Annotated in this window: 18 protein-coding genes; 10 read left to right on the top strand and 8 right to left on the bottom strand. The window is 73.1% G+C overall.

The features are described from left to right. Positions 1–17 precede the first annotated feature (17 nt). On the top strand, positions 18–1,346 hold the full coding sequence (locus BUE43_RS02710; RefSeq protein WP_073479695.1) for a S8 family serine peptidase: 1,329 nt from the start codon (positions 18–20) through the stop codon (positions 1,344–1,346). 265 nt (positions 1,347–1,611) lie between these two features. Here BUE43_RS02710 and BUE43_RS02705 read toward each other — a convergent pair whose 3' ends face one another. The 4 genes from BUE43_RS02705 to BUE43_RS02690 form a co-directional block, all read right to left on the bottom strand. Continuing rightward, positions 1,612–2,367, bottom strand: a complete 756-nt coding sequence (locus BUE43_RS02705; protein WP_073479694.1) for a hypothetical protein — start codon at positions 2,365–2,367, stop codon at positions 1,612–1,614. Between the two features lie 4 nt (positions 2,368–2,371). Further along, entirely contained in the window at positions 2,372–3,343 is a 972-nt protein-coding gene (locus BUE43_RS02700; protein ID WP_073479693.1) for an ABC transporter ATP-binding protein, read from the bottom strand. A 281-nt stretch (positions 3,344–3,624) separates the two neighbouring features. Then, a complete protein-coding gene (locus tag BUE43_RS02695; RefSeq protein WP_073479692.1) occupies positions 3,625–4,374 on the bottom strand; it encodes a hypothetical protein in 750 nt (249 codons plus the stop codon). Continuing rightward, positions 4,371–5,336 carry an ABC transporter ATP-binding protein gene (locus BUE43_RS02690; RefSeq protein WP_073479691.1) on the bottom strand — a complete coding sequence of 322 codons (966 nt, stop codon included), beginning with the start codon at positions 5,334–5,336 and terminating at the stop codon, positions 4,371–4,373. The genes BUE43_RS02695 and BUE43_RS02690 overlap by 4 nt, the downstream gene beginning before the upstream one ends. A gap of 381 nt (positions 5,337–5,717) precedes the next feature. Here BUE43_RS02690 and BUE43_RS02685 point away from each other — a divergent pair, with 381 nt between their 5' ends. Both BUE43_RS02685 and BUE43_RS02680 read left to right on the top strand, forming a co-directional pair. Then, a complete protein-coding gene (locus tag BUE43_RS02685; RefSeq protein ID WP_073479690.1) occupies positions 5,718–6,359 on the top strand; it encodes a TetR/AcrR family transcriptional regulator in 642 nt (213 codons plus the stop codon). Between the two features lie 8 nt (positions 6,360–6,367). Then, positions 6,368–7,261 carry an SDR family oxidoreductase gene (locus tag BUE43_RS02680; protein WP_073480215.1) on the top strand — a complete coding sequence of 298 codons (894 nt, stop codon included), beginning with the start codon at positions 6,368–6,370 and terminating at the stop codon, positions 7,259–7,261. A 205-nt stretch (positions 7,262–7,466) separates the two neighbouring features. Here BUE43_RS02680 and BUE43_RS02675 read toward each other — a convergent pair whose 3' ends face one another. The 3 genes from BUE43_RS02675 to BUE43_RS02665 form a co-directional block, all read right to left on the bottom strand. Continuing rightward, positions 7,467–8,123 carry a response regulator gene (locus BUE43_RS02675; RefSeq protein ID WP_073479689.1) on the bottom strand — a complete coding sequence of 219 codons (657 nt, stop codon included), beginning with the start codon at positions 8,121–8,123 and terminating at the stop codon, positions 7,467–7,469. A 10-nt stretch (positions 8,124–8,133) separates the two neighbouring features. Then, entirely contained in the window at positions 8,134–9,342 is a 1,209-nt protein-coding gene (locus BUE43_RS02670) for a sensor histidine kinase (protein ID WP_073479688.1), read from the bottom strand. Between the two features lie 92 nt (positions 9,343–9,434). After that, positions 9,435–9,980 carry a hypothetical protein gene (locus tag BUE43_RS02665; RefSeq protein WP_143173908.1) on the bottom strand — a complete coding sequence of 182 codons (546 nt, stop codon included), beginning with the start codon at positions 9,978–9,980 and terminating at the stop codon, positions 9,435–9,437. Positions 9,981–10,171: 191 nt separating this feature from the next. Here BUE43_RS02665 and BUE43_RS02660 point away from each other — a divergent pair, with 191 nt between their 5' ends. The 7 genes from BUE43_RS02660 (at position 10,172) to BUE43_RS02635 (ending at position 18,460) form a co-directional block, all read left to right on the top strand. After that, complete coding sequence (locus BUE43_RS02660) at positions 10,172–11,734, top strand: dynamin family protein (protein WP_073479686.1); 1,563 nt, start codon at positions 10,172–10,174, stop codon at positions 11,732–11,734. After that, positions 11,731–12,258, top strand: a complete 528-nt coding sequence (gene grpE / locus BUE43_RS02655) for a nucleotide exchange factor GrpE (protein ID WP_234995494.1) — start codon at positions 11,731–11,733, stop codon at positions 12,256–12,258. Before BUE43_RS02660 ends, grpE begins: the two co-directional genes overlap by 4 nt. Next, on the top strand, positions 12,255–14,114 hold the full coding sequence (locus tag BUE43_RS02650) for a dynamin family protein (RefSeq protein WP_073479685.1): 1,860 nt from the start codon (positions 12,255–12,257) through the stop codon (positions 14,112–14,114). Before grpE ends, BUE43_RS02650 begins: the two co-directional genes overlap by 4 nt. Before the next feature lie 133 nt (positions 14,115–14,247). After that, positions 14,248–14,991, top strand: a complete 744-nt coding sequence (locus tag BUE43_RS02645) for a DUF6802 family protein (protein WP_073479684.1) — start codon at positions 14,248–14,250, stop codon at positions 14,989–14,991. 434 nt (positions 14,992–15,425) lie between these two features. Continuing rightward, entirely contained in the window at positions 15,426–17,237 is a 1,812-nt protein-coding gene (locus tag BUE43_RS02640) for a phosphoenolpyruvate carboxykinase (GTP) (RefSeq protein ID WP_073479683.1), read from the top strand. A 224-nt stretch (positions 17,238–17,461) separates the two neighbouring features. Next, a complete protein-coding gene (locus tag BUE43_RS34035; protein WP_159447679.1) occupies positions 17,462–17,608 on the top strand; it encodes a hypothetical protein in 147 nt (48 codons plus the stop codon). Between the two features lie 258 nt (positions 17,609–17,866). After that, positions 17,867–18,460 carry a sensor domain-containing protein gene (locus tag BUE43_RS02635; RefSeq protein ID WP_073479682.1) on the top strand — a complete coding sequence of 198 codons (594 nt, stop codon included), beginning with the start codon at positions 17,867–17,869 and terminating at the stop codon, positions 18,458–18,460. 70 nt (positions 18,461–18,530) lie between these two features. Here BUE43_RS02635 and BUE43_RS02630 read toward each other — a convergent pair whose 3' ends face one another. Beyond that, positions 18,531–20,219 (bottom strand): alpha/beta hydrolase, encoded by a 1,689-nt coding sequence (locus BUE43_RS02630; protein ID WP_073479681.1) that lies wholly within the window; start codon positions 20,217–20,219, stop codon positions 18,531–18,533. Positions 20,220–20,327 lie beyond the last annotated feature (108 nt).

The raw sequence follows: 20,327 nt of genomic DNA, 5'->3' as shown, positions 1-20,327 counted from the left end.
GGGATATCGGGTCGCCCATGTGGTCGCCGTTGCCAGGCCGCCTGCTCCTGTCGGTACTCGTCGTCGCCCTGGTCTCCCTGCTGGCCGGACCCGCGGCGGCCGGCGAGACGATCCGGGAACGGCAGTGGCACCTCGACACCCTCGACGTCCCGGCCGCCCAGACCCGAGCACGGGGAGAGGGCGTCGTCGTCGCGGTGGTCGACTCCGGGGTCGACGCCGGTCACCCCGCGCTCGCCGACCGGGTCCTGCCGGGCACCGGGTTCGGCGACTCCGAGGGCGACGACGGGCGGCACGACCGCGGCGCCGAGGGGCACGGCACCGCGATGGCCGGCCTCATCGTCGGCAGGGGCGGCCGACCCGACCTGCTGCTCGGGGTCGCGCCCGCCGCGAAGGTGCTCCCCGTCGCGCTCGGCAGCGAGCGGAAGTACGGCGTGCACCGGCTCTCCGACGCCATCCGCTGGGCGGCCGACCACCGCGCCTCCGTGATCAACCTGTCGGTCGGCGGCGAGGGCGAGCCGTCCCCGGAGGTGGTCGCCGCCGTGCGGTACGCGCTGGACAAGGACGTGGTTGTGGTGGCCGCGGCCGGCAACGCCGAGCGCACCGGCCAGCGGGTCACCCAGCCCGGCAACATCCCCGGCGTGCTCACCGTCGCCGGTCTCGACCGGTCCGGCCAGCCGTGGTCCGGCTCCGCGCGCGGCCCGGAGGTGGTGCTGGCCGCGCCCGCCGCCGAGGTCATCAGCACCGCGCCCACCTCGGTGTTCGCCAGCGGCTACGCGCTGACCAGCGGCACCAGCTCGGCGGCCGCCATCGTCTCGGGCGTGGCGGCGCTCGTCCGGTCCGCCCACCCCGGGCTCAGCGCGGCCAACGTGGTCAACCGGCTCGTGCGCACCGCCAGGGACGTCGGGTCGCCGGGCCGGGACGAGCAGACCGGCTTCGGCGTGGTGAACCCGGTCGCCGCCGTCACCGCCGACGTGCCGGCCGTCGCGGAGAACCCGCTGCTGCCCGCCGACGGCGACGCCGCCCTGTTCGCCGGCGGCGCGGGAGGCGGCTCCTGGTGGCGCGAGGTCGGCGTCGGCCCGGTGCGCCTGCCCCTGGTCGCGGTGGCGGCGATCCTCGTGCTCGGCCCGCTCCTGGCGCTGGCCGCGCTGTGGCGCGGGGTCGCGAGCCGGCGCCGGGCCGCGGCCGCGGTCGCGCCGGCCGTGGCGCCCGCGTGCTCCTCGCCCGGTTCGGCCGCGGTGCCGGAGAAGGAGGAGTTCGGGGAGTCGTGGGTGGACCGCCCGGCGGCCGACGCCTCCGCCACCGTGCGGTGCCGGTGTCCCGACCACTCGCCCGCGGTGGGGTCCTGACCCGCGCCCCCGCTCGTCCGGCGCGGACCTGTCGCTCCGGGAGCGCCGGACTCCGTAAGTACGGAAGTACGGAAGTACGGAACTACGGAAGTACGGAACTACGGAAGTACGGAACTACGGAAGTACGGAAGTACGGGAGCACCGGACTCCGGGAGCACCGGACTCCGGAAGTGCCGGAGCCCGGGTCACCCCCCGAAGGTGACCCGGGCTCCCTTCCCCCGACCCGACAGCGGCCCCGTTTTCCGCTCGTCGAATCGTCCTGGTGTCACACGTCGCGGCGGTGGGTCACCACGAGCGCGACAGTCATCACCACCGCGGCGAAGGCCGCGAAGTAGCCCAGCGACGCCCACGGGCCCAGCGGCATGTCCCCCGCCGGGTTCGTCCCGTCGCCCCCGGACGACAGGCCCGAGGACTGGAAGTGGCCGGCCATGTTGAACGGCATCCACCGGTAGATGTCGCCGCCGACCTTCGGGATCAGCATGACCATCTTCTCGACCAGCAGGGACCAGATCAGCACGAGTGTGATCGCTCCCGCCGAGTGCCGGACCAGCGTGCCGACGGCGACGGCGACCACCGCGGCCAACGCGTAGATCAGGCCGGTGCCCGCGACCTGCCGCCACTCGGCGGCGCTGTCCAGGCCCAGGTCGGACGCGGGCTGGACCAGCTTCGCCACGCCCCACGAGCCGAACGCGGCCAGCTCGCCGATCACGCCGGCGAGCAGCGCGACCACGGTGGTCTTGGTCAGCAGCACCAGGGAGCGGTTGGGCACCGCCTGGAAGGTGGACCGGATGGTCCCGAACCGGTACTCCGTGGTGATCGCCAACGCGGCCATCACCATGACCACCATCAGCCCGAAGTTCGAGCCGGTCTGGGTCAGCGCCACCGTCAGCCCGGAGGCGTCGGACAGGGTCGCGGAGACCAGCGCGGCGAAGCCGGTGGTCAGCGCCAGGGCGACCAGGGCGCACCACCACGGCGAGCGGGTGGAGAGCAGTTTGATGCGTTCGACGGCGAGCAGGCTCATCGGTTCACTTCCCGGCCGGGACGAGGCGGTCGTTCTGGGCGGCGCCGTCCCCGGCCACCGGGGACACGTCGGTGCGGTACTGCACGGAGTCGCTGGTGAGCTGCATGAACGCCTCCTCCAGCGAGCCGCGCTGCGGGGACAGCTCGTGCAGCACCACGCCCTGCGCGGCGGCGATCTCGCCCACCTGGTCGCTGGTCGCGGCGCTGACGACCAGGGCGTTGCCCTCAGCCGTCGGCTCGGTGTGCACGGTGAAACCCTTGTGCAGCAACGCGGTCCGCAGCCGGTCGAGCTGCGGGCTGCGCACGCGCACGCTCGACTCGCTGGCATTGTCGACGAACTCGGCGGTGCTGCACTGGGCGATCAGCCGGCCGCGGCCCACCACGACGAGGTCCTCGGCGGTCAGCGCCATCTCCGACAGCAGGTGGCTGGAGACGAAGACGGTGCGGCCCTCGGCGGCCAGCCGCCGCATGAACTGCCTGATCCAGAGGATGCCCTCGGGGTCGAGGCCGTTGACCGGCTCGTCGAAGAGCAGGATCTCCGGGTCGCCCAGCAGCGCGGCGGCGATGCCCAGCCGCTGGGCCATGCCCAGCGAGAACCCGCCGGCGCGGCGCCCGGCGACCCCGGACAGGCCGACCAGCTCCAGCACCTCGTCGACCCGGCGCGCCGGCAGCGCGTTGGACTTCGCCAGCCACTGCAGGTGGGCGCGCGCGGATCGGTTGGGGTGCACCCACTTCGCGTCCAGCAGCGCGCCAACCGTCCGAAGTGGACGGTCGAGCTCGCGGTAGGGCCGGCCGTCGATCAGCACCCGGCCGGCGTCGGGCCGGTCCAGGCCCAGGATCATGCGCATGGTGGTGGACTTGCCCGCCCCGTTGGGGCCGAGGAAACCCGTCACCCGCCCCGGTTTCACGGTGAACGAGAGGTTGTCCACCGCGACCGTGCGGCCGTAGCGCTTGGTGAGGCCGACAGCCTCGATCATTGCTCCGCTCCCCCTTGCCCCGTGGTCTGCCCCGTGGTCCCCGCAGGGGCCCGACTGGGACGTCCCCCCGCCGGTCCACCCGACCGGCGCGACACCAACCCTGCCGGGTGAACGGGGTGGGCCGCGTCGACCTGGGGTCGACACTTCTGGTCGGCTTGCGGTCGTACCGTCCCTCATCCCACGGGCTGACGGGATGGGCGAGACCCCAGAGCGGGCACTGCGGAGAACCCGGCCACCGGGGTGGGGAGAACCCCAGTCCGGGGGTGTTCGACGTGGTCGGCTCAGGCGTCGCGGCGGTTCGCCGTCACGAGGGCGATGACGAGGACCGCCAGGACGATCCCGGCGAAGTAGGCGAGCGAGCCCCACGGGCCGAACGGCGGCGCCGACGCCACCTCGGCCCCGGCGGGCTGGCCGCCGGTCCCCCGGACGAAGTGGTTGGCGTGGGTGAACGGCAGCCAGCGCTGGACGTCCGGGCCGACCTCGGGGATCAACCCGACCAGGTTCTCCACGAGCAGCGCGTAGACCAGCAGGAGCGTCACCGCGCCGGCGGTCTGGCGCAGCAGGGCGCCCACCGCCACGGCCAGCACCGCGCCCAGCGCCCACACCAGGCCGACCCCGGCGACCTGCCGCCACTCGGTCCCGCTGTCGATCGACAGGTCCGCGGCCGGCCTGATCACCTTCGCCAGCGCCCACGACCCGAAGGCCGCGACCTCGCCGAGCACGCCGGCCACGAGCGCGACCATGGCGGTCTTGGCCAGCAGCACCCGCGTGCGCCGGGGTTCGGCCTGGAAGGCGACCTTGATGGTGTTGAACCGGTACTCGGTGGTGATCGCCAGGGTCGCCATCACCATGACCACCACCAGCGCGAGGTCGTACCCGGCCTGGGTGGCGGGCACCGCGAGCTGGTCGGGTTCGAGCACCGAGGCGAACAACGCGCTCATCCCGAGCATCAGCGCCAACGCCGTCACCGCGGTCCACCACGGGGACCGGGTGGAGAAGAACTTGATCCGCTCGACCGCCAGCAGGTTCACCGGGTCCCCTCCGTCCCCTCGGCCCCCCGCGCGCCGCGCAGGTGCAGGTGCTCGCCGCTCTCCTCGGCGTGGTACTCGACCGCCCCGCTGGTCATCCGGATGAACGCCTCCTCCAGGGACCCCCGCTGGGGGGACAGCTCGTGCAGCACCACGCCCTGCGCGGCGGCGACCTCGCCGACCTGGTCGCTGGTCAGCCCGGTCACGACGAGCGCCCCGTCCTCGGCCCGCACGCCCGCGCCCGAGGTGCTGGCCAGCGCCGTGCGCAGGCGTTCGAGCTGGGGGCTGCGCACCCGGACGGCCGTGCCGCTGGCGCGTTCCACGAACCGCGCCGTGCTGGACTGGTCGATCAGCCGGCCGCGACCGATCACCACCAGCTCGTCGGCGGTCTGCGCCATCTCCGACAGCAGGTGGCTGGAGACGAAGACGGTGCGGCCCTCGGCGGCCAGCCGCTTCATGAGCTGGCGGATCCAGTGGATGCCCTCGGGGTCGAGGCCGTTGACCGGCTCGTCGAAGAGCAGAATCTGCGGGTCGCCCAACAGCGCGGCGGCGATGCCGAGCCGTTGCGCCATGCCGAGGGAGAACGCGCCCGCGTTGCGGTGCGCCACGCTGCCCAGCCCGACGAGCTCGAGCACCTCGTCCACCCGCTGCCGGGGCAGGTTGTTGGACTTCGCCAGCCACCGCAGGTGGGCGCGCGCGGTCCGGTTGGGGTGCACCCACTTCGCGTCCAGCAACGCGCCGATGTGGCGCAACGGCCGGGGCAGGTCCCGGTAGTGCCTGCCGTCGACGAGCACGTCCCCGGCGGTCGGCCGGTCCAGGCCCAGGATCATGCGCATGGTGGTGGACTTGCCGGCCCCGTTGGGGCCGAGGAAACCCGTCACCCGCCCCGGTTTCACGGTGAACGACAGCTCGTTCACCGCCACGGTGCGTCCGTAGCGCTTCGTCAACCCGACAGCCTCGATCATCACACCCCCGGTTCGGGCGACACGACGTGCTCCGGCCAGCCCACCACCACCCCGGGCCCCGGACAAGCAGATCAACACGACAGCCCACGTCCGGGTGGCGCCGCCCGGTCCGCGTCGCGCCGCCGGGTTCGGTGCCGGCCGGCGCGGGGTGTCAGGGAGGACCGGGGAGACGTCTCGGGGACGGTGGGGCCGTGCTGGGGCGGGACCGCGGGTGGTGATCCGCTCGCGCGGGAACAGGTTGGCACGACCGGGTTTCCGTCCTCGCACGGGCTCCGTGTTCACCCCGGGGTGTGGTCCGGAGGGGGTGTGCGCGACGCCGTCGAGCTGGCAATATGTGAATGGTTGTTTACAAAGTTTCTGAACGGTGGTTCACTAACCCCCGTGGCGCGGCCGAGGAAGATCAGCGACGAACAGCTCCTGGCCGCCGCGGCCAGGGTGGTGAACCGGGTGGGACCCGGCTTCACCCTCGCCCAGGTGGCCGAGGAGGCCGGCGTCGTGGCCGCGACCCTGGTGCAGCGCTTCGGCTCCAAGCGGGGCCTGCTGGCGGCGCAGACCAAGGTGACCACCGAGGTGGTGTTGCAGGGGCTGCGGGCGGCCGCGGCCGAGGCGGACGGACCGGTCGAGGCGCTCAGAACCGCGGCGCTGGCCTGGTTCGCCTGGATGGAGGACCCCGAGGTCGCGGTGAACAACCTCGGGCAGCTCGGGATGGACCTGGTCGATCCCGACCTCAGGGAGGTGCTCGGCGACTTCTACGGGGGCGTCGAGCGGGAGTTCGTCGAGATGGTGCGCGCGGCGGTGGCGGCCGGAGAGCTCGGCGCCGCCCCGCCACCGGAGATCGCCGGCCGGGTGATCACCACGCTGGCGAACGGGACGGCCGTGCTCTGGTCGATCAGACCGCACGGCAGCCTGCGGGAGCGCATGGCGACGGACTTGGACGCCGTCATCTGGGGGTGGCGGCGTCCATCTCCCGGGGAACCGATGGGGGACGTGCCGCGGGGCACAGCGGGAAGGGGCGAGTCGTGAGTGGACCGTTGACCGGCTCGGTCGCGGTGGTGACGGGCGCGACGCGGGGCTGCGGCCGGGCCGTGAGCGTGGAGCTCGGCCGGTTGGGCGCGACGGTGTACGTGACCGGGCGGACCACCAGGGACCGGCGCAGCGAGATGAACCGGCCGGAGACGATCGAGGGCACCGCCGAGCTCGTCGACGCCGCCGGCGGGGTGGGCATCCCGGTCCGGGTGGACTTCACCACGGTCTCCGACGTGGACGCCCTGGTCGAGCGGATCGAGGCGGAGCAGGGCGGCCGGCTGGACGTCCTGGTCGACGACGTCTGGGGCGGCGACCCGTGGGTGGAGTGGGGCCACACCTACTGGGAGGGCGACCTGGACAAGGCGCTGCGCCTGGTGCACAACGGCCTGGACACCCACCTCATCGCGTTGCACCGGCTGCTGCCGCTGATGGTGCGGCGGCGGGCGGGGCTCGTCGTCGAGGTGACCGACGGGGACACCGACCGGTACTCGGGCGCGCTGCCGTACTTCCTGGTGAAGTCCGGCATCCGCCGCATCGGGCAGGCGCTGGCCCAGGAGCTGCGGCCGCGCGGGATCACCGCGCTGACCGTGACGCCCGGCTTCCTGCGTTCCGAGGCGATGCTCGACCACTTCGGGGTGACCGAGGAGACCTGGCGGGAGGCGATCGCGAAGGACGAGCACTTCGCGCTCTCCGAGACGCCGTCCTACGTGGCCAGGGGGATCGCCGCGGTGGCGGCCGACCCGAGGGCGACCCGCTGGGGCGGGCGGATCACCTCGTCCTGGGAGCTGATGCGCGAGTACGGCTTCACCGACCTGGACGGCTCGCGGCCGGACTGGGGCGCCTACAGCGAGGTCGCCTTCCGGCAGGCCGTCGACGTCGACCCCGACGACTACCGCTGACGGCGGAGCCGGACCGGGACGGGAGCACAACAGAACAGGGGGCCATGCCCTGGGGGAAGGGTGCGGCGGGGAGGGACCTGGGGGCGGGTTCCTCCCCGCCCACCGCCCTTCGTGCGCTCGCCCTTCACGAGCACTCCTTCGCAAGTACTCCTTCGCAAGCACTGCCCTCCCCCGCGTTCGCGCCCGACGGCCGGGCGCGGGGGCGTCAGCTCTCGCCGGGCCGCACCAGGCCGGTCTCGTAGGCCAGCACCACCGCCTGCACCCGGTCGCGCAGGTCCAGCTTGGACAGGATGCGGCCGACGTGTGTCTTCACGGTGGCCTCGGACAGGAAGAGCTTGACCGCGATCTCGGTGTTGGACAGCCCCTTGGCGATCAGCACCAGCACCTCGCGCTCCCGCTCGGTGAGCACGTCCAGCACGTTGGCGTCGCGCAGCTCGCCGCCGCCGGCCCCGAGGAAGCGGTCCAGCAGCCGCTTGGTGACGCTCGGGGAGACCACGGCGTCGCCACTGGCCACCGCGCGCACCGCCGACACCAGGTCGGCGGGCGGGGTGTCCTTGAGCATGAACCCGCTCGCGCCGTTGCGCAGCGCCGCGAGCGCGTACTCGTCGAGGTCGAAGGTGGTCATCACCAGGACCTTGGCGGTCCCCTCCTCGGCGATCCGCTTGGTCGCCTCCACCCCGTCCAGGACCGGCATCCGGACGTCCATGAGGACCACGTCGGGACGCAGCTCGGCGGCCATCCGCACCGCCTCCGCCCCGTCCCCCGCCTCGCCGACGACCTGGAGGTCCTCCTGCGCGTCGAGCACCATCCGGAAGCCCATCCGCATCAGTTCCTGGTCGTCCACCAGCAGCACCCGGACCATGACCAGCAGCCTACGGGGCGGACTCCCCCGGCAGGGGCAGTACCGCGCGCACGCGCCAGCCGCCGCCCAGCCGCGGCCCGGCCTCCAGCACCCCGTTGTAGACCGCCACGCGCTCGCGCATGCCGATCAGCCCGTTGCCGCCGGAGACCAGCGAGCCGTTCACCCGGCCCAGGCCGTCGTCGGTCACCTCGACCTCGATCTGGTTCTCGGCGCGGGCCACCACCACCTGGGCGGACGCGCCGGGGCCCGCGTGCTTCAGCGTGTTGGTCAGCGCCTCCTGCACCAGGCGGTAGACGGTCAGCCCGACGCCGGTGGGCAGGTCGGCGAGGTCGCCGGTCATGGTCAGCCGCACCGGCAGGCCGACCTGGCGCATCTTCTCCACCAGCTCGCCCAGCGCGGACGCGTCGGGCTGGGGCGCGTACTCGGCGTTGGTCTCGCTGTCGTTGCGGAGCACGCCGACCAGCCGGCGCAGCTCGCCGAGCGCCTTCCTGCCGGTGTCGGAGATCGTGCCGAGCGCCTTGCTGGCGATCTCCGGGTTGGTCTTCATCGCGTACGAGGCGCCGTCGGCCTGGACGATCATCACGCTCACCGCGTGCGCGACCACGTCGTGCAGCTCGCGGGCGATCCGGTTGCGCTCCTCGACGACCGCGATCTTGGCCTGCTGGTCGCGCTCGTGCTCCAGCAGCCGCAGGCGCTGCTCCACCTCGGAGTGGTAGGCCCGGCGGGCGCCGACGAACTCGCCGGTCATCCAGAACACCGCGAACACGGCGACCGGGCCGAAGACGACGAACGGGAACACGGCCACGCCGTGCTCCCTGCTCATCACGAACGCGAAGAGCACCGTGCCGATCAGCAACCAGGTGGCGTAGGCCACGGCCACCCGGCGCGTCGAGCACGTGAGCAGGGTGTAGAGCATGATCGCGAGGGCGAACGAGCCGGGGTGCACCGCGTACGGCCCGTGCGTGACCAGCACGAAGACGCCGCCGAACAGCGTGACGTAGGCCGCGAGGACCGGTTTTCGCCGCCGCACGACGAGCGGGGTGATCATCAGGAGCGAGCCGAGCGTGTAGTCGCTGGAGCTGACGGCCTGGACGAAGGTCTCGCTCACCGGGTCGTACCGGCCGCGGCTGCTCGCCGAGTCGAAGAGGAACAACAAGAGAGCCAGCAGCGAGTCACCCACCCAGGGGTGGGCGCGCAACCACAAGCTCAGCCTCCGCACCCCTCGAGGTTAGGTGCGGAGGCTGAGACGGTGCGTCGGTCCACGGGCTGAGATGGGCTACGACCCCCGTCGGACCACCTGACCCCGACCCCTCAGGTGGGCGGCGCCAGGTCCGGCGGGAGGGTGCGGCGCCCCGGCGCCGGCCCGGGCCGCGGGGCGGCCTGCGGGGCGGAGTGCGTCGGGTCGGCGACCGGCCGCACGACCGCGGTCGTCTCGGCGGCCCGCGTCGCGCCCTCGGCGTGCGCGCGCTCCTCCAGCTCCAGCGCGGCCTCGGTCTGCGACGTGAGGTGCTCGGCGAGCAGCTGGTCGCGCCGCCGCACCTGCACCCGACTCAGCACCACCAGGGTGACGCCGTAGCTGAGGCCCAGCGCCAGGAGCAGGACGCCGAACTTCGCGAGGAGGCGCTGGACCGGGTCGTCGGCCGAGGGGTCCCAGGTCGCGATCAGCGCCAGCACGCCGAGCGTCACGAGGTGGAACAGCACCGCGATCAGCCGGCTGACCGACCGGGCGGCGTCGCGCTCGGGGAACACCTCGTGCAGCACCGTGCGGCCGCTCCTGGCGAGCAGGCGGCCGACGGCGAGGACCAGGACCACGCCGACGAGGAGGAAGAGGAGGTAACCGGTGCTCGCGTCGTCCACGACGGCCTCCAACCCGGGTCGAGGGAGATGCGTCGCCAGGTGACTACCCGGAGCGACCGGCGGGACAAACCCGCGCCGGCCCGCCGTCACCCGGTGGCGATCTCCGGGGACCGGCCCGCGCGCCGGGCCGGACGTGGCACGATGCCCCTCGCAGACGCCACGGGTGGCCGGATCGCGAGGGGTTCGTAGGGGTGAGCACGGCAACCGACCAGCAGCGTTTCGCCGGCCCGCTGTCGGCCGCGGTGGCCGACCTCTGCCAGCGGCTGCGACCGCAGGTCTGCGAGCGCACCGCCGCCGGGTTCCGCGAGGTGTTGCGCCGGCTGTCCGCGCCGTTGCAGGTCGCGGTCGCCGGCCGGATCAAGTCCGGGAAGTCCACCCTGGTCAACGCCCTGATCGGTCGGCGCGTCGCGCCCACCGACGTGGGCGAGTGCACCCGCCTGGTGACCCGGTTCCAGTACGGCACCGTGGACCGGGTCGAGGTGGTCTTCACCGACGGGCGCAAGCAGGTGCTCCCGTTCGACGCGCACGGCATGATCCCGGCTGACCTGGGCGTGGCCGTGGACGAGGTCTCCCACCTGGAGGCGTACCTCACCAACGCGGTGCTGCGGGACCTCACGGTGATCGACACCCCGGGCCTGGGCTCCCTCGACGCGGCCTCGGTCGCCAGGACCGAGCAGCTGCTCGGCGCCGCGCGGGCCGAGGAGTCCGGCGACGGGGACGACGAACTGGACCCGGTCTCGCGCAACGCGGTGGCCGGCGCGGAGGCCGTGCTCTACGTCGTCACGCAGGCCGTCCGCTCGGACGACCACCAGGTGCTCGCCGCCTTCACCGCGGCCACGGCCAGCAGGGAGGCCGGCCCGGTCAACGCGATCGCGGTGCTGAACAAGGCGGACACCGTCGCGCCCGAGTCGGTCGAGGGCTCCGACGGCGACGTGTGGCGGGCGGCGACCCTGCTCGCCGAGAAGCAGGCCCTCACCCTCAAGCCGAGGGTGGCCGACGTGCTGCCGGTGATCGGCCTGCTCGCCGAGACGGCGGAGACCGGCGGCTTCACCTCCGCCGACGCCGACGCGCTGCGCCAGCTCGCGGCCCTGGACGAGGACACCCGCGAGATGATGTTGATCTCCGCGGACCTGTTCGCCACCTGGGAGTGCGCGGTGCCCGCCGGCACCAGGGCCCGGCTGCTGGAACGCCTCGACCTGCACGGCGTCCGGCAGGCCCTGGCGGCCATCGACGAGGACCCGCAGATCACCGCGGGCGCGTTGCGCCGCCGGCTGCTCGACGCCTCCGGCCTGGACGGGGTGTGGAGCCGGCTCGACGCCGTGTTCCGCGCCCGCGCCGACGGCATCAAGGCCGCGGCCGCCCTCGCGTCGGTGACCGCGCTGGCGCACGCCTCCGGCGACCCCGGGGAGCGGCAGCGGGTGCACGACGCGATCGAGGTGCTGCTGGCCAAGCCGGAGGCGCACCAGCTCCGCCTGCTGGAGGCGTTGACGCTGGTCGCGGCCGGGGCCGTCGTCATGCCGGAGGACCTCGCCGAGGAGGTGCTGCGCGTGGGCAGCAGCGCCGACGCCGGCGAGCAGCTCGGCCTGCCCGGCCGCCCGCCGCACGAGTGGGAGGCGTACGCCCTGGAGCGGGCGGGCTGGTGGCGGTCGTTCGCGGCGTTCGGCGCGACCCCGGCGCAGAGCCGGATCGCGCACGTGGTGCACCGCGCGTACTTCCTGATCTGGCAGCAGCTGAGGGGACGGGGGGCGTCGTGAGCGCGTGGTTCCGCCGGCGTGAGGACCGCCGGGAGGCCGTCGACGGGAAAGCCGCGGAGAACCCCACGGAGAGGGTCGAGGGGAACGCCGGCGAGAACGCGGGGAGTGCCGGGAACGTCGGCGAGCGGAACGCGTCCCCCGTTCGGGGCGTCGAACGCGAGGTGCGGGACATGCGGCGGGGTGAAGTGGTGGACGGGCCGACGGACCAGAACGAGCTGGTGAACCAGGCGTTGGCCGAGCGCCGCGCGTTGGTCCGGCTCTGCGTCTACGCGTGGGACCGCGCCCGGAGCGCGGGCGTGGCCGAGCGGATCGAGGAGGGGCTCGCCGGGATCGGGGTGGCCGCGGTGCGCCCCGACGGCGAGCGGTTCGACCCGGCCCACCACGAGGCCGGCGGCACCACCCCCACCGACGACCCGGCGCTGGACGGCGTGATCGCCGAGACCGAGGTGGTCGGCTTCCTCGACCGCGGCCAGCTCCTGCGGGCGCCGGTCGTCACCGTCTACCGCGCCAGGACCGGGTCGTGACCGCGCCCGCCCCGAACGCGCCGTCCCTGCCGCAGGTCGTCCGGCAGACCAGGGAACGCCTGGTCGGGCTGCTCCGGGAGGCCGGGGCGGCGTCGGCCGACTGGGTGGAGGAGGTGCGCGCCGCCCGGCCGGCCCTGCCCACCGTGGTGGTGGTCGGCGAGACCAACCGGGGCAAGAGCTCGCTGGTGAACGCGCTGCTGGCCACCCCGAACCTCTCGCCCGTCGACGCGGACGTCGCCACCGCGGTCTACCTGGTGTTCGAGCACGCCGCCCAGTGGGGAGCGCGGGCCTGCTACCCGGGCGACGTCGAGCCGGTCCCGTTCGAGCTGGAGCAGCTGCCGGCGTGGGTGTCGGCGGGCCAGGAGCTCCCCGAGGGCCAGCTCCCGCCCCGGCACGTCCGGGTCGAGGCCCCGATCCCGCTGCTGGAGCGGCTGCGGCTGATCGACACGCCGGGTGTCGGCGGGCTCGACGAGGTGCACGGCGAGTTGGCCGCCGAGGCCGCGGCGCACGCGACCGCGCTGTTGTTCGTGGTCGACGCGTCCGCCCCCTTCACCCAGGGCGAGCTGCGGTTCCTGCGGAACGTGGGCGAGCGGGTCGAGACGGTCGTCTTCGCGATGACCAAGACGGACCAGTACCGCGGCTGGCGGCAGGTGCTGGAGGCCGACCGCGCGCTGCTCGCCGAGCACGCCCCCCGGTTCGCCGGGGCCGCCTTCCACCCGGTCTCGGCCAGGATGGCCGAGATGGCCGGACGGGCGCCCAGCCCCGAGGCGGCCGCGACGCTGCGCGAGCGCTCCGGCGTGGCCGAGCTCCAGACCGCGTTGCAGGAGCTGGTCGTCGGCCGCTCCGTGATGCTCAACGAGGCCAACGCGCTGCGCGCGCTCTCCACCGCGCTGGACGAGCTGGTGGTGCGGCTGGAGGCCGACCGCCGCGTGCTGACCACGGGCGAGGACGAGGCCGAGGCGCTGCGCGCCCGGCGGGACGAGCTGACCTCGGAGCGGCGCTCCTCCACCCGGGGCTGGAGCGTGAAGCTGCGGGCCGCCGTGCAGCGGTGCCGGGTCGAGACCAGCCACGAGGTCGCCCGGCAGATGCTCGACGTCCAGTCCTGGTTCCGCCGCGCCATCGAGGGCGCCGACCGGGAGCAGCTCGCGCAGCTTCCCTACCACGTCGACGCCGCGTTGCAGATGGCCTCGGCGCGGGTCAGCGGCGCGCTGGCCACGCGGTTGAGCGGGGTGGCCGACGCCGCGCTGGCCGAGCTGTTCTCCGCCGACGAGCTGGCGGTGATCCGCGCCCAGCTCGCCAGGGCGTCGCAGCCGCCGGTCGTGCTGCGGCCCCCGGAGAAGCGGCCGCCCACGGCGGAGGACAAGCTCCTCGTGTTCATGGGCATCTCGGGCGGGCTCGGCGTCGGGCGGGTCGCCGCGTTGCCGTTGGCCGGGCTCGGGGTCGCCGCGCTCAACCCGTTCGTGCTGCCGGTGACCATCGCGCTCGGCCTCGGGGCCGGGTGGTGGATGGCCCGCACCCGGCGGCACGCCGCGGACAAGCAGCACATGAAGCAGTGGCTCACCGAGGCGATCGCCGACGCGCGGTCCACTTTGGACCAGCTGGTGGCCGAGCAGCTCATCGAGGCCGAGCAGCAGTTGTCGCTGGCGCTGGACGAGGCGCTGGGCCGGCGGATCGACGCGATCGAGGCCGAGCTGCGCGACGTGGACAAGGCGTTGAAGATGGACGCCGCCGAGCGCAGCAGGGAGCTCCAGGTCGTCAACCGCCGGCTCGGCGAGGTGGAGGCCGGGCGCGAGCGCGTCGAGGCGCTGCTCACCCGGATCCGCGAGCTGCGCGACCGGGCCCCGGCGTCGGCCTGACCGCCGCCGCACGGGTGAGGTGGCCGCCCCCCGCCCCACGGGGGAACCGGCGCCCCCTACCGTGAGTCCAACCGCGGAGCAAGGACGACAACGCACCCGGCGGCGTGGTGCCCGACGCCCTGAGGGGGACCTGGTGTACATCGAGAACGACGGCGGAAACGGCGACCTCAAGATCACCGTGGACGGCGAGGAGTACACGGCCGAGGCCAACTACGACCAGGACCACGACGGGGTCGACGACACCGCGATGGTGCAGACCGAGGACGGGTTCCTGGCCTACACCGACACCGACCACGACGGCGACGCCGACGTCCTGACCAAGCTCGACAGCCGGGGCAAGGTCATCGGCCAGGCGAAGTTCGACGCGCACAGCGGCCAGTGGGTCGACACCACCGGCAAGGCCGGTGGCGGCGCTGACCACCGCGAGACCGCCAGCCGCGGCGGGGGCGAGATGCTCGTGGAGACCAGGGACGGCGAGCGCACGGTGGGCCCGGCCACCGAGGACCTCAACCAGGACGGCAAGGCCGACACCGCGGTGGTGAAGGACTCCGACGGCGACGTCATCCTGTTCACGGACACCGACGGCGACGGCGACGCCGACTCCGCGACCGAGATCGGCAAGGACGGCAAGGTCACGATCCGCCAGCACCAGGGGCACGGTGACTGGAAGGTCGTGGAGCAGGGGCACATCAACAAGGACGGCTCCTACAGCAAGGACTCGTTCGTCGGCGAGGGCGGCGCGGAGCCGGCAGGGGACGCCGCCTGGTCGGACGCGGCGTGGTCCGACCCCGCCTCCGGCGCCGCCGCACCGGCCACCGGCGCCGCGAGTGGCCCCTCGGTGGTGAGCATCGACCCGGCCACCGGCCGGTGGAGCTGATCCGCCAGGACGTCGCCCCGCGGACGTGAGGGGTTCGGGCCCCGGCCACGGCGCACCGCCATGGCCGGGGCCCCGGCGCGTTCGGACCGGTCCGCGGTCACCCGGGGGACCACCTCGGGGAGTACCCGCAAACGCTTTCTCTCTTGCCGCGCACGGTATGTGTTGCTTCTCGCACCCATTCGGGGTTCACCCGTTCTCAGTCATCCGAGTGGCCCTGAATCGATTCCCTGATCGTTCTTGTGAGAGAAGCGACAGGGCGGCCGTGCGTTTTCCGGTGCGACCGGGGCTAACCTGCAGAACATCCCTTTCCCAGCACGCCCGTACCACCCGGGCGGGGCGAAGCTTTCGGTGATTTCGGCGGGCCCGTCGATCTCCCCCGGGGTGGAGCCGGCGTGTGGCACGGGCTGTGGCGCCCAGTCAGGAGACGAGACGAGATGACCGCGCTGACCATCCCCGGTCTCGACCAAGCACCGACCACGCACCAGCGCCTGCTTGCATGGGTGCGTGAGGTCGCCGAGCTCACCACCCCCGACCAGGTCGTCTGGTGCGACGGCTCGGACGACGAGTGGGAGCGGATGACGGCGAAGCTGGTCGAGGCCGGAACGTTCGTGCGGCTGGAGCGGAAGCCGAACTCGTTCTGGTGCGCCTCGGACCCCAGCGACGTGGCCAGGGTGGAGGAGCGGACCTTCATCTGCTCGCAGGACCCGGGTGACGCCGGCCCCACCAACAACTGGATGCGGCCGGACGAGATGAAGGCCACGATGACCGAGCTCTACCGGGGCTCGATGCGCGGCCGGACGATGTACGTGATCCCGTTCTGCATGGGTCCGCTGGACGCGGAAAAGCCGATGCTCGGCGTGGAGCTCACCGACTCGGAATACGTCGTCGTCTCGATGCGGGTGATGACCCGGATGGGCGCGAAGGCGCTGGAGCGCTTCGGCGACGACGCCGACTTCGTGCCGTGCCTGCACTCGCTGGGCGCGCCCCTGGAGCCCGGCCAGCAGGACGTCCCGTGGCCGTGCAACGAGACGAAGTACATCTCGCACTTCCCCGAGGAGCGCATGATCTGGAGCTTCGGCTCCGGGTACGGCGGCAACGCCCTGCTGGGCAAGAAGTGCTACTCGCTGCGGATCGCCTCGGTGATGGGCAGGGACGAGGGCTGGCTCGCCGAGCACATGCTCATCCTGAAGCTCATTTCGCCGGAGAACAAGGTCTACTACGTGGCCGCCGCTTTCCCGAGCGCCTGCGGCAAGACGAATCTGGCGATGCTGGAGCCGACCATTCCGGGCTGGAAGGTCGAGACGCTCGGCGACGACATCGCGTGGATGCGCTTCGGCGAGGACGGCCGGCTGTACGCCGTGAACCCGGAGAACGGATTCTTCGGCGTCGCTCCGGGCACCGACTGGAAGACCAACCCCAACGCGATGCGCACCATCGAGCTGGGCAACTCGGTGTTCACCAACGTCGCCCTCACCGACGACGGCGACATCTGGTGGGAGGGCATGGGCGAGGCGCCCGAGCACCTCACCTCGTGGAAGAAGCGGGACTGGACGCCGGGCAGCGAGGAGCTGACCTCGCACCCGAACTCCCGCTACTGCGTGCCGATCGAGCAGTGCCCGATCGTCGCCCCGGAGTGGCAGGACCCGAAGGGCGTGCCGATCTCGGCGATCCTGTTCGGCGGCCGGCGCGCCACCACCGTCCCGCTGGTGACCGAGTCCCGCGACTGGCAGCACGGCGTGTTCATGGGCGCCACGCTGTCCTCGGAGACCACCGCGGCGGCCGTGGGCCAGGTGGGCGTCGTGCGGCGCGACCCGATGGCGATGCTGCCGTTCATCGGCTACCACGCCGGCGACTACTTCCAGCACTGGATCGACACCGGCAAGGGCGCCGACGCCGCTAAGCTGCCGAGGATCTTCTACGTCAACTGGTTCCGCCGCGGTGAGGACAAGCGCTTCCTGTGGCCGGGCTTCGGCGAGAACTCGCGCGTGCTGAAGTGGATCGTCGAGCGGCTGGAGGGCACCGCCCCGGCGGTGGAGACCCCGATCGGCCACGTGCCGACCGCCGAGGCGATCGACCTGTCCGGCCTGGACACCCCGGTGGCCGACATCGAGGCCGCGCTGGGCGTCGACGTCGAGGAGTGGAAGGCCGAGATCCCGCTGATCGAGGAGTGGTTCGCCAAGATCGGCGACAAGCTGCCGAGCTCGCTGCGGGACGAGCTGGAGGCGCTGAAGCAGCGCCTCGGCTGAGTGACGCCACGCGTCGCGGGCGGTGACTCCCGCCGGCGCGCGCGTGGGAGAGGGGGACGCCCCGGGCCCGACCAGGCCCCGGGGCGTCCCCCTTTTCGTGACCTGCGTCACGGACGTATCCAGCGCGCGGGGGCACGCTCTTCCCTACCGGGGGAAGGTCCTCACCAACCCCCGGGGAACGCAGTCAGCGGAGGATCGGCACGAGACCCGCGAGGAGGTGCGCCATGGTCAGTGCGGGGCTGGCGATGCTGGTCCTGGCCGTGGCGGCCGTCGTGATGGTGATCGTCACGTCCGACAGCGGCGACCGGAGGAAGGACGAGGACCGAGACCGCGTCCCGGACAGGGGGCGGCCCAGCGCCTGGTGCGCCTGAGCCGAGTACCGGGAGCGGAGGCGGCGTCGGGGTGCCCGTCAGGGGGAGGGGCACTCCGACGCCGCGTCGCGTCCGGCGGCCGGGACCGGCGGGCCGGGACCGACGGGCCGCAACCGACGGGGTGGGCCAGCCGGCGGGTTCACCCCGGGGTGAGCCGGGGGTTGACCCCCGGTGGGCGCCGAAGCCAGCCGGGTTCCCGTGGTGGCACCGGATTCCTAGCGTGTGAGCGAGGCGAACACGTGGGGGGAAGCGGTGTCGATGTGGTACTGGCCGTTGGTGCGGACCGACACCTACGTCTGGCAGCGGGCTGGTGTGCGGGCGTTCGGCGGGCGCGTGCTCTTCGCCCTGCTCTCGCTGCCGCTCGGGCTGGTGTGGTTCCCGTTGGTCGTGGTCGGGCTGGGGGTCAGCGCGGCCACCTCCGTCGTTCTGGTTGGCGTGGCCGGTTTCCTGGCGGTGCTGGCGTTCGCGCGGTTGATGGCGAAGGTCGAGCGAGCTCGGGTCCGCGTGCTGTTGCGGGTTTCCCTTCCCGACCCGCCGAAGCCCCACGGGGGGCTGTGGCGACGCTTGGGCGACCGCCGGCGGTGGCGGGAGGCGCTGTACCTGGCGCTGGTCCTGCCCATGGGCGCGCTGTCGTCCGCCGTGGTCTTCCTGTTGGGAGCCATGGTGGTTCGGGGCGCCACCTACCCGTTCGCCATGTGGGGCGAGGACATCTCCTCGGCGTGGGGCGGCCCGACCTGGACCGGCGCCGTGATTGTCCACAGTGGAATCGGGCTGGCCGCGGCGGTTCTGGCGCCCTGGCTCGTCCGCCTGGTGACCGATCTCCATGGGCGGGTTGCCCGCCGCCTGCTCTGATCCCGGAGTCCCCGGCCGGGAAGGGGCTTGGGAAGGAGCTCCCACCGCGATGGTGGGAGCCCCTTCGCCGTCAGCGCGGCATCGGACCGATGAGCCGTCGGAACTGGGCGTTCAGGGTGAGCGGGTTGACCCCCTGGGGCTCCGCGACGTGCTCCTCCGCGTGGCCGGCGCGCCGCGGCTCGGGCAGCGGCGTTCCGGTGCACGACAGGTCGCGGTCCGGCACCACGCCGTCCACCAGGTACTTCTCCACGACGTCGTCGACGCAGGCGTTGCCGGTGGAGTAGAGGCCGTGGTCGCCCTCGTCCGTCACGGTGAGCAGTCGGGAGTTGGCGAACGCCTCGTGCGCCCGTTTCGCCCCCTCAAGCGGGGTGGCCGGGTCGTTGACCGACTGCACCATCAGCACCGGCGGGACGTTCCTGCCGTTCGGCGTCGGCATGTGCACGTCGGGCCGCTTCCAGAAGACGCACGGGTCGGAGATCCGCCACCAGCCGATCAGCGGGTACTTCCGGCCTTCGCGCTCGGACCGCTGGACCAGCGACGCGCGGTCCCCGGTGGTGGGGGTGTCGTTGCAGCGGATGCTGTAGGAGGTCGCCGCCTCCGCGTCCGCGGGGAACGGGGCCACGCCGGGCAGCGCGGAGCGGGTCAGCCGGTCCAGCGACTCGCGGACGGCCGCGGCCGCGGCCCTGGCCTGGTCGGTCCCGGGCTGCTCCACGACCGTGCGGACCCGGGTCAGGGTCTCGGCGAGCCCGACGAACAACGCCTTCGAGTAGATCGACGTCGCGATGACCTCGTCCAGCCCCACCGCGGTCATCGTCCGGCCCTGGCCGAGGTCGGCCGGCTGCTCGGCCAGCCGGGCGCGCAGCCGTTCGTAGGTCTGCCGCGCGTCCTCGCCGGTCGTGCCCAGGTGGTAGTGCGCGTCGTGGCGCGCGGCCCACGGCAGGAAGTCCTCGCGGAAGCGGCGTTCGAAGCCGAGCGGCTGCCAGGAGAAGGACTTCTGCCAGGTGGTCGTGAACTCCGTGTTCGAGTCGAGCACGAACCTGTCCACCCGGTTCGGGAAGTAGGTCGCGTAGTACGCGCCCATCCAGCTTCCCCCGGAGTAGCCGACGTAGCTGACCTTCTCCCTGCCGAGCAGGCGCCGCAGGAGGTCGAGGTCCTTCACGGTCTGCTCGGTGGTGACGTACCGGCCCAACTCGCCGGACTTGGTCTGGCAGAACCTGGCGGTCAGCGCCGCCGAGTCCAGCATGAGGTCGAGGTTGCCCTGGCTGCGGTCCCTCGGGTCCAGCTCGGCCCCGATGTTGGCTCCCCCGCCGCAGCTCACGTTGCTGCTCTCGCCGGTGCCCCTCGGGTCGACGCCCACGACCTCCACGGCGTCCAGGAGCTTGGCGCGGTTCTGCTGGAGGAACAGCAGGGGCAGGGTTCGGCCGGGGGCGCCAGGGCCGCCGGGGTTGGTCAGGACGGTGCCTTTCGGCTCACCCTTCGCGGGGCGCAGCCGACTGACCGCGACCACGATGTCGATCTTGTCGTTCGGTCGGTTCCAGTTGCGCGGAGCGGTGAAGGAGCCGCACTCCAGGCGTTCCGAGCCCGGGGGTAACCCGTCGGGGAGTTTCCCGGGGAAGCACGGCTTCCAGTCGATCTTCTGGGTGAGGTGGCGCTCCGGCACTGTCGGCGGGGCGGCTGGCGCGGCCACCGCGGGGTGCGCGGTGGTCACGAGGGCGCTCAGGACGGCCACCACGCCGGTGGCCAGCAGAAGTCTCCGCATGGTCTCCCCTCGACCTCGGCTCGGCGCGCCGGTCGGGCGACCGGGCGCGGTCTCAGCTCATCGGGGGAAGGTCAGCCGGAGCCAGCCCCGGAAGAGTGAGCCGCGATC

Source organism: Streptoalloteichus hindustanus (genome assembly GCF_900129375.1).
GTDB classification, from domain to species: domain Bacteria; phylum Actinomycetota; class Actinomycetes; order Mycobacteriales; family Pseudonocardiaceae; genus Streptoalloteichus; species Streptoalloteichus hindustanus.
The sequence above is the reverse complement of the archived record's forward strand: the minus strand, read 5'-3'. Positions and strand labels throughout refer to the sequence as shown.

Excerpts from the sequence above, each read along its gene's own strand:
- BUE43_RS02710 (WP_073479695.1), top strand. The coding sequence starts at position 18 with ATGTGGTCGCCGTTGCCAGGCCGCCTGCTCCTGTCGGTACTCGTCGTC.
- BUE43_RS02705 (WP_073479694.1), bottom strand. The coding sequence starts at position 2,367 with ATGAGCCTGCTCGCCGTCGAACGCATCAAACTGCTCTCCACCCGCTCG.
- BUE43_RS02700 (WP_073479693.1), bottom strand. The coding sequence starts at position 3,343 with ATGATCGAGGCTGTCGGCCTCACCAAGCGCTACGGCCGCACGGTCGCG.
- BUE43_RS02690 (WP_073479691.1), bottom strand. The coding sequence starts at position 5,336 with ATGATCGAGGCTGTCGGGTTGACGAAGCGCTACGGACGCACCGTGGCG.
- BUE43_RS02675 (WP_073479689.1), bottom strand. The coding sequence starts at position 8,123 with ATGGTCCGGGTGCTGCTGGTGGACGACCAGGAACTGATGCGGATGGGC.
- BUE43_RS02640 (WP_073479683.1), top strand. The coding sequence starts at position 15,426 with ATGACCGCGCTGACCATCCCCGGTCTCGACCAAGCACCGACCACGCAC.
- BUE43_RS34035 (WP_159447679.1), top strand. The coding sequence starts at position 17,462 with ATGGTCAGTGCGGGGCTGGCGATGCTGGTCCTGGCCGTGGCGGCCGTC.
- BUE43_RS02635 (WP_073479682.1), top strand. The coding sequence starts at position 17,867 with ATGTGGTACTGGCCGTTGGTGCGGACCGACACCTACGTCTGGCAGCGG.
- BUE43_RS02630 (WP_073479681.1), bottom strand. The coding sequence starts at position 20,219 with ATGCGGAGACTTCTGCTGGCCACCGGCGTGGTGGCCGTCCTGAGCGCC.